The sequence below is a fragment of the Leptolyngbya cf. ectocarpi LEGE 11479 genome, from assembly GCF_015207065.1.
Lineage (GTDB): Bacteria > Cyanobacteriota > Cyanobacteriia > Phormidesmidales > Phormidesmidaceae > Leptothoe > Leptothoe ectocarpi.
Genome location: NZ_JADEXP010000323.1, coordinates 1 through 7,356, shown reverse-complemented (window position 1 = coordinate 7,356; position 7,356 = coordinate 1). Strand labels below are relative to the sequence as shown.

At 45.0% G+C, this 7,356-nt stretch carries 10 protein-coding genes; 6 read left to right on the top strand and 4 right to left on the bottom strand.

What is annotated here, in order from left to right; translation table 11 throughout:
- The first annotated feature begins 275 nt into the window (after positions 1 to 275).
- Positions 276 to 629 carry a hypothetical protein gene (locus tag IQ260_RS24455; protein ID WP_193995690.1) on the top strand — a complete coding sequence of 118 codons (354 nt, stop codon included), beginning with the start codon at positions 276 to 278 and terminating at the stop codon, positions 627 to 629.
- Between the two features lie 95 nt (positions 630 to 724).
- Here IQ260_RS24455 and IQ260_RS24450 read toward each other — a convergent pair whose 3' ends face one another.
- Complete coding sequence (locus IQ260_RS24450) at positions 725 to 1,123, bottom strand: CsbD family protein (RefSeq protein ID WP_193995689.1); 399 nt, start codon at positions 1,121 to 1,123, stop codon at positions 725 to 727.
- Between the two features lie 323 nt (positions 1,124 to 1,446).
- Between IQ260_RS24450 and IQ260_RS24445 the strand changes: the two genes are divergently transcribed.
- Both IQ260_RS24445 and IQ260_RS24440 read left to right on the top strand, forming a co-directional pair.
- Positions 1,447 to 1,848 carry a DUF2294 domain-containing protein gene (locus IQ260_RS24445; RefSeq protein ID WP_193995688.1) on the top strand — a complete coding sequence of 134 codons (402 nt, stop codon included), beginning with the start codon at positions 1,447 to 1,449 and terminating at the stop codon, positions 1,846 to 1,848.
- A gap of 297 nt (positions 1,849 to 2,145) precedes the next feature.
- Entirely contained in the window at positions 2,146 to 2,499 is a 354-nt protein-coding gene (locus IQ260_RS24440; protein ID WP_193995687.1) for a Na-translocating system protein MpsC family protein, read from the top strand.
- Between the two features lie 54 nt (positions 2,500 to 2,553).
- Here the strand turns inward: IQ260_RS24440 and IQ260_RS24435 are convergent, their stop codons facing one another.
- Complete coding sequence (locus IQ260_RS24435; protein WP_193995686.1) at positions 2,554 to 2,946, bottom strand: response regulator; 393 nt, start codon at positions 2,944 to 2,946, stop codon at positions 2,554 to 2,556.
- A 488-nt stretch (positions 2,947 to 3,434) separates the two neighbouring features.
- Here IQ260_RS24435 and IQ260_RS24430 point away from each other — a divergent pair, with 488 nt between their 5' ends.
- The gene (locus IQ260_RS24430; RefSeq protein WP_193995685.1) at positions 3,435 to 4,223 is read left to right on the top strand and encodes a DUF2267 domain-containing protein; all 789 of its coding nucleotides are present in this window, start codon (positions 3,435 to 3,437) and stop codon (positions 4,221 to 4,223) included.
- Positions 4,224 to 5,050: 827 nt separating this feature from the next.
- Complete coding sequence (locus IQ260_RS24425; RefSeq protein ID WP_193995684.1) at positions 5,051 to 5,926, top strand: DUF6492 family protein; 876 nt, start codon at positions 5,051 to 5,053, stop codon at positions 5,924 to 5,926.
- Positions 5,927 to 6,017: 91 nt separating this feature from the next.
- On the opposite strand, the gene IQ260_RS24420 is transcribed toward IQ260_RS24425, so the two are convergent.
- Both IQ260_RS24420 and IQ260_RS24415 read right to left on the bottom strand, forming a co-directional pair.
- Positions 6,018 to 6,419, bottom strand: a complete 402-nt coding sequence (locus IQ260_RS24420; protein WP_193995683.1) for a rhodanese-like domain-containing protein — start codon at positions 6,417 to 6,419, stop codon at positions 6,018 to 6,020.
- Between the two features lie 90 nt (positions 6,420 to 6,509).
- Positions 6,510 to 6,737: a DUF6335 family protein gene (locus IQ260_RS24415; RefSeq protein ID WP_193995682.1), complete on the bottom strand. Its 228-nt coding sequence runs from the start codon at positions 6,735 to 6,737 to the stop codon at positions 6,510 to 6,512.
- 175 nt (positions 6,738 to 6,912) lie between these two features.
- Here IQ260_RS24415 and IQ260_RS24410 point away from each other — a divergent pair.
- On the top strand, positions 6,913 to 7,356 hold a 444-nt coding region (locus tag IQ260_RS24410; RefSeq protein ID WP_193995681.1), incomplete at its 3' end, for an SDR family NAD(P)-dependent oxidoreductase.

Genomic DNA, 7,356 nt, shown 5'->3' with positions numbered 1-7,356 from the left:
CCCTAGAAATCAGTCAAAACATCTATCCTTAGAGAGATATTTTTGTAAAAAACAATGATAAACAGTAGCCATTTAGCACCATTTATTAAAAATATCCTTCTTTTGCTAGATAATTCCAAAGATTAATCTGTCTTATCTTATGTAGGAGTGACGGGTCAATCAGCAAAGCTCATAGGCTTGTTGCTCCTATGGACCCCGCTGAGATTGGCCCTAGCAACTGTTGCTCGACCCATCTCACTGGGGCCTTTGTTGTATATAGGCAACAAAAAACTATCATGCCCGATTCAATGACGCCTTCCGTGCCCACCCTGGCCCAGCTCACGATTCAAGTCTTGGTACCGTGTTTGCCCCACATTTTTGTGTCAGATACTAACCCATTACTTCACGATCCCACGTTAGCGACTCTCCCTGAGGTTTCTCACAAGCAGCTAGAGGCTGGACAGGTTCTTTGGCAGGAGCTGTGGCCCGATATTTCCCGAGACTATGAAACAGTAACGGCTGTGCAAAAGGTGGCCCGCACCCCCGATAGTCCCGTATGGAAATCAACGTTTGAACAAGGTCTCATTTCTATTCTGTCTAGAAATGAGGCACTGGCTAAGTCTCTTGCAGAAATACTCTGTAACATGTGAGTGGACTATGGACACAAAAGGCGTCTGATGGTTTTCCATCAGACGCCTTTTGTATAAATTCAGCAGGCCAGCCGTTAGTTGGTAACCTGTGAGGGTTAGTCAAAGAGATCTTTAACAGAATCGATAAAGCCTTCTGTGGCATCTTCAGCGGCATCGCCAGCGTCGTCGGCTGCCGCTTGGGTGCGACCGATATCGCTTTTTACTTTGCCCTTGACCTGGTCGGTGGCACCTTCAATCTGACCAGTTACCTTGCCGACGCTCTGTTTAACATTGCCAATGTCACGCTGAACTTTACCTTCGATTTGATTGCTGGTGCCTTCTCCGACGACTCGGTCCACTTCATCGGCAGCACGGGACATGGCAATGTCGGTGGAGTCTGTACCAAGTGCGATCGCACCTGGTACAGCCACTACATTTAATAAAACAGCAGCAAGCAAGCTCAGACATAGCGCTTTAGCAGTTTGTCTAAGGATTTGAAACAATTTAGTAGGCATAACCTCAAGCAGTTAGTGAATGGACCCTATCAATAAAGCTTGCCGAGCCAGCCACTACATCAGTCCTCTGATAGATTTGCCTGATGCTAGCTATTCAAATCAAACCGAGTGTAGAAAAGATAATGCGTAAATATCTATCTAAGGTGTATGTTGTCTGGCCTCTGTACAGAGGTATATTGTGAAATGTTAAGACTTGTTTAAGCGTTTCAAACAGAAGACCGTTTACACTTATGTAATCCAGATTTTGTGGGAGCGCGTTCATCAGATACAGCAACTTAGAAACTCGGCTTGCTGTGTTTGATCTATCGTAGTTAGGAAACAGTATGAAACCTATTGAACAACGAACAGTAGGCCAGCTCGAACGGGAGCTGTCTCAGCGTTTGCAGGCCCTATATCGCGAACAGCTGGGGCAGCGTCCTAGCAAGGCCACCTGCCAGGTATTCGAATCAAAGGTTGCAATTATATTAGAAGGCTCCGTCACTCAGCCCGAGCAGCTGCTGGCTGACGAGGGGCAGCAAGACTTAGCGGAGAGGGTTCGCTCCGATCTTGACCAGGCCATGCGTCCTCAAATCAAGCAGCTGATTGAGGAGGTTATGCAGGTTGAAGTCCTAGACCTGATGAGCGATGCTACCCTAAACACCGGACGAACGGGCATCATTGTCATTCTGGCTGAGACACCAACTGTCCGTAACCCTGAGGCAATTCCAAAAGTAAAGTCAAACTAGGTGTGCAAGGTCGGCGGCTAGCCGCAGCAAAATCTTTTTACGAACACAAAATATCTACCTAGGGATCGATTACATAGGAAGCTGGAGCCTTTATCATTAATGCATATAATGACAGGAGCTGACTCCTAACCCTAACGAACTTAAAGGCTTTAGGCTGACTTCTGCTCATAACCGTTGAGCCTTGGAGATTGCTCCAATGGCAGTGGCATTCGTACAGATGTCCTGTGCGTCGCTTATCTATAATCAATTTTTTAACCGCCTCTTTTTTTGCCATTCAGCCTCCTTTAGTAAACGTCTATGAACACGACAAATGGAAATCAAGCGATCGCACAGAAGGAACTGCTAGAGAGCGAACTCGAGGCACTGATCTATCAGTCCATTGGTCAGTACCCTGTGGATGTTACCTGTTCGTTTATCGGTGAAACCGATTTGGCCGTGTTAATAGAAGACATTAATACGCCTCTAGAAGCTTTTTTAGTGCGGTATTGCCCATCAGAGCTGGTGGATAGCTATCGGCAGGGGCTCCATCGTGCCATAGCAAAACGAGTTCAGAGACTTATTGAGCAAAGAGTAAATCGCTCAGTAGACGAAGTACTAACCAATCGTCAGACCGGCAAAAGCTGGATGGGAATGTTTTTCTTGCACGACTGAGGCAACGTATCGTTCTAGTGCTGACCCAATCAGGGCTGCTGATTGTAGACTAATTTACGTTGGTAACAGGTATCGATGGACAACAGCTGCAAGTTCATCAATCATGTAAGGCTTTGACAGATATTCCGTAAAACCAGCTGCAATAATCTTAGAGCGATCTAGTTTGCCTGCTAGCGCCGTAACCGCAATGATGGCAGTGTTTTGCATGCCTGGTATTCTCCGCAAATGACGAATAACCGTCATGCCATTCATGTCAGGGAGCAGGATGTCTAGTAAAACTAAGTCGGGTCGGTGCTTTGCAGTTAAATTGATCGCATCCTTACCAGAACTGCCCTGAATAGTGGCATAGCCCAAATCCTCGAAGATGTAATTCAGCAGCAGCAGGTTATCGTCGTGATCATCAACAATTAAAACGGTAGGCGAATTTTTTGAATCCGTTGAACCCATAGAGATAGCAAGCTTAGTGTTGAAAACGCTACGAGGCTTGCTATCAAACGATGGCAGGTTTGACTCAGCTGGCTCAGGGATTAGCTAAAGGAGCAGAGTGCTGTAGTTGCTTAAAGTACAACGCTCTACTGACCAATCAAAGGTTAGCAAAAACCTTCGTAAACAGCATAGCGGTAACACGATGCGTTAATAGCGCTATATTTAGTTTTCTATGTAAAGATATGTAAAGAGGCTGCATCCAGTTTGGGCGATCAGCGATGAATGGCTGTTCCTAGGTTCTGAAAAAATACGCTTAAAGTAGGATATCTTTCACTCATGCTTATTGCTTAAGGACGATTTGGCTACACAAAAAACAATTTAAAATGAAGTTAACTAACACGACAGATTTGTTCAGGCTTTAAGCTCAGAGTCGCTTACTGCCAAGCTCACAAAATCTGCGCATGCCGTGGCATTCTTGCCATGGATTAGATAAAGTTTAGAGGTTTTTAATGACTATTCAGATAAAAGAAGACGTTGCCTATATTCTGCTGCAAAAAATCAAGGAGAAAAATACATCTGAGCCTGAATCTCTGCAGGTAGCGATGACCGACTTTGTTGGCCGTAATACGGACAGAACTGATATTGCTGCCCATATTGATTATCTTAATCAGAAAGGCTATGTGGACGCCGATTTTTCTGGCGATGCCTATGGAGATAAAGGTCCCAATCCCTTGCCAGATACCATTGAACTCAAGGCTGTACAGATTACCAACAGCGGTCGTCAACTGCTCAAGCGTATGGAAAACAATCCCCCTGCATCATTACGCACGGGGCCGAGCACACAAATTGCGACCAAAGATATGGCCTTTCTCAAAAAGGTGATGCTCAGGGGTAATCTAGACGATGTTTATGATGCCCGAGATCTGACAGAATTGGTTTTTCGTACCATGCGAGACCTGATGACAACAGACGCCGCACATCATGTAGCTGCAGATCTAGAGGGTAAAATTCTTCCCAGTACAGATAAGGAAGCTTTAGCGGAAGATATCTCGCAACTTTGGAAAGATACCAATCCCTTGGTACGCTTTTTAAGTGAGCTACGTCCGCCACTCAACTTTAGTGCTGATACATTTCTGTTTCGAATCGAGCAAGAGGGAAGCATTCCCAAAACCTCTGGTCCCAAAACAGTTGTAAAGGCTGTATTTTCGGCAACTAAAGATGAACTTTCCAAGGAACGCTGTGAAGAAATCGCTAGGTTTATGCCTGGTGAAATTTTAGAACTTTGGCAGAATGCATAGAAACTAGGCACGGGCTTGACTAGCTGACTACTTTTCAGACACATATAACTGTAGACAGAGAGCATGCCTGACGCAAAAATGTAGTATAGATTACATTTTGGAGAGTCGCGTAGCATAGACTACATTTTGAAGAATTAAAAGCGCTGACCTGGTATTAATACTAGGTCAGCGCTTTTTTATTAACCATGGGTTTACTGATGTTGTAACTGCAAGATAGCCAGTCTGATTAAAATGCCTGCTGAATGTTATCTTTCACTGACATAGCTCCTAACCTTATGCATTATGGGATTCACGTCTCAATCCTATGGGATGCCTGGCTTGTAGTAGCAGAAGTTTTTAGGCATTTTTAGGACCAATTTAAAAAACACAAATTTAGATCAAATTTAATAAAAAATAACTCCTGAATATTCTTAAACTGTTGGAAGAAAGACTGTGTGCGTACTACATTTTTTCATCCTGCCTCACTGCCTAGGTGCAGTGGGAAGTTTTCAAGATTAAACATCAGGGAATAGCGAAACGTGTGCCTCCATATCACTTGAAAAATTAGAGTGGTTTTCAATGGAACTGCGTATGGCAATGGCTGATATGACCTATTGGGATACGTGAAAATACAACAGAAGCCAGGTTCGAAAACACCTCGTACCTAAGGAAATAGGAATTCTAGGGTAATCGCATCTTCATCTGATGTGATGTGAAACGAGAAACCCCCATTAGAGTTCCCCAGTGGGATCTCTCAAAAAGTCTTGGAAGAGTTTTGCTTTCAGGGCAGCAGCGCGCTGTGCACTCATCTCTAAATAGTTCAATTACGCGAAAGAGCCAACATTTTTATGAGTACGATTCAAGACAATTTAAAGTTCGCTCTTGTTACACCCAGCTATGCGCCAGACTTTGAACGCTGTAAGCTACTGGTTGAATCAGTTGAGCGTTGTATGACTGGCGATACTAAGCACTATATTGTTGTAGATCGCCGGGATGTCCCCTTATTCGACCAACTGGCCTCGTCAAAAATACGCATACTGGTTGTCGAGGACTTGTTGCCTGCTTGGATTTTTAGAGCACCTGGCTTTAAAGGTTGGTGGATGAGCCTTCGCACATTGCCAGTTCGCAACTGGATTCTACAGCAGTTGGTCAAAATTTCTGTTTGCGATGCCATTGATGAAGATGTTTTAGTATTTTGTGATTCAGATAACACGTTTATTCGGCCATTCGATATAAAGTCTCACCTGATGGAGGCCAATCGTCTGGCCTTGTTAAAAGTAGATGTGCAAACGAAAGATTTAAATGAATGGGTTGAAACCTCACAAAAAATCTTAGGAATAGACGACAAGGTGATTCAGCCTGCCATCTACGTTTCCAATATGATTACCTGGTATAAGCCTAATATCTTAAAAATGCGAAGCCATATAGAAGAAGTCAATGGACAAGATTGGTTTCGCGTGCTTTGTGGATACAAGAATATTTCCGAATATATGCTGTATGGCCTTTATGTTGACTATGTTTTAGGGTTTGAGGCGGCAAATCACTATCGCTTTGATACTGAACTGATCTTGCCTTCCTGGTCTACTCCACTCGGTACAGAAGATCAGGTTCAAGGATTTTTCGATCGGGTTAAGGAAAATCACCTTGGTGTGATGATTCACTCCAAGGATGATATTCCTGTGAGTATGTATTCTGAAAGGGTTAAGGCTTTTTGGCCAGCATAAACCCAGTAGCATAAACTCACAAACAAGGCCCGCAGCCCTAAAACGTTAGGGCTGCGGGCCAGAAAAATTACGGAGAACCCTAGGCGTTGCCCTAAGTGTTACGCCCTTCGATTCCACCGTTGATGGCTTTCCATGCGTCCAGCCCGCCCTTTAGTGCGGCGGTGCGCTCAAAGCCTGCTGTGTAAAGCTGTGTGGCGGCTCCTTTTGTGGCCATGTCTGTGGCACCATAGACGTAAATATCACGATCCACTTCAAACATCTCAGCGGCGCGGGCTGTGAGTTCTTCAACAGGAAGTGAAATGGCTCCCATAATCCGCTCGTTGTTAAAGTTTTCGCGATCGCGAACGTCAACAATCGTCAGAGCCGGTTCACCCCAATCAAGACGAGCCTTCAGATCGACTGCGGATATAACATGTTCGAACCGTGCTGGAACGGGACTGACCTCAGCTGCAACTTCCTGAACAGCGTTTACGGCATCAATAATACCTGACATAAAAAGAATCTCCTGAACGTCTGTGTCTAAACTAGTTGGACCGTAGCGGGCAAGGCATCTTGCGTTTGATGCACATCTTGCCCGTGCGACCTAACCCATAGGTCGATTACTACGCACAGAGTCTGGATCCAACTCCCAACGGTTTTCGTCGCGTTCGTCTAAAATTCTTTTCATACCTGTCGCTTCACCAGGGACCGGATCCATACCCGCCTGGGACATTAACGTGTCTACGGTATCTCCCTCAGACCCAGCATTACCGGCAAACGCACCCTGACCGTCAACGGCCTGCTGTTTAGGTAAACTATCGGTGGTTTCCATTATTTTCTTTGTCCTTAACTTCTCACCTCTACACCGTAAGCACCTGCCAGGGAAAAAACCTCTATACAAAGAGAGAGCTGTGGGTAATTCTCTGTAAAATTACCCCTTTAGTAAGATCTATATTGGCTTCTCTCTTCGATATGGTGTGGGTGTTATCGAGTGAATTCGCCAAATTATGAAAGGACTAAAGGGCAAAAGTGTATTGGTCACAGGGGCTAGCTCAGGCATTGGCCAGGCGATTGCCATTCGCTTTGCTCAAGAGGGGGCCAACGTCGCCATTAACTATTATTCAGATCAAGACGAGGCGATAGACACTAAAGAAGATATTGACCAGGCCTGTCGGTCCATTGAGGGCTGTGGTGTTAGTTCCCTGGTAGTGCAGGCAGATGTCTCCCAGGAAGAAGACGTGGACCGGATGTTCACTACTGCCGTAGATAAGTTTGGTGGCCTCGATATCTTAATCAATAACGCGGGGATGCAAATATCCGGTCCCTCCCACGAAATCGCCATCGATAAAGTAGATCGGATGATTGCTATTAATTTGCGAGGCGCTTACCTGTGTGCTCGCAAAGCAATTCAGCATTTTTTATCACAGCAGAAAGCTGGCATTATATTAAAC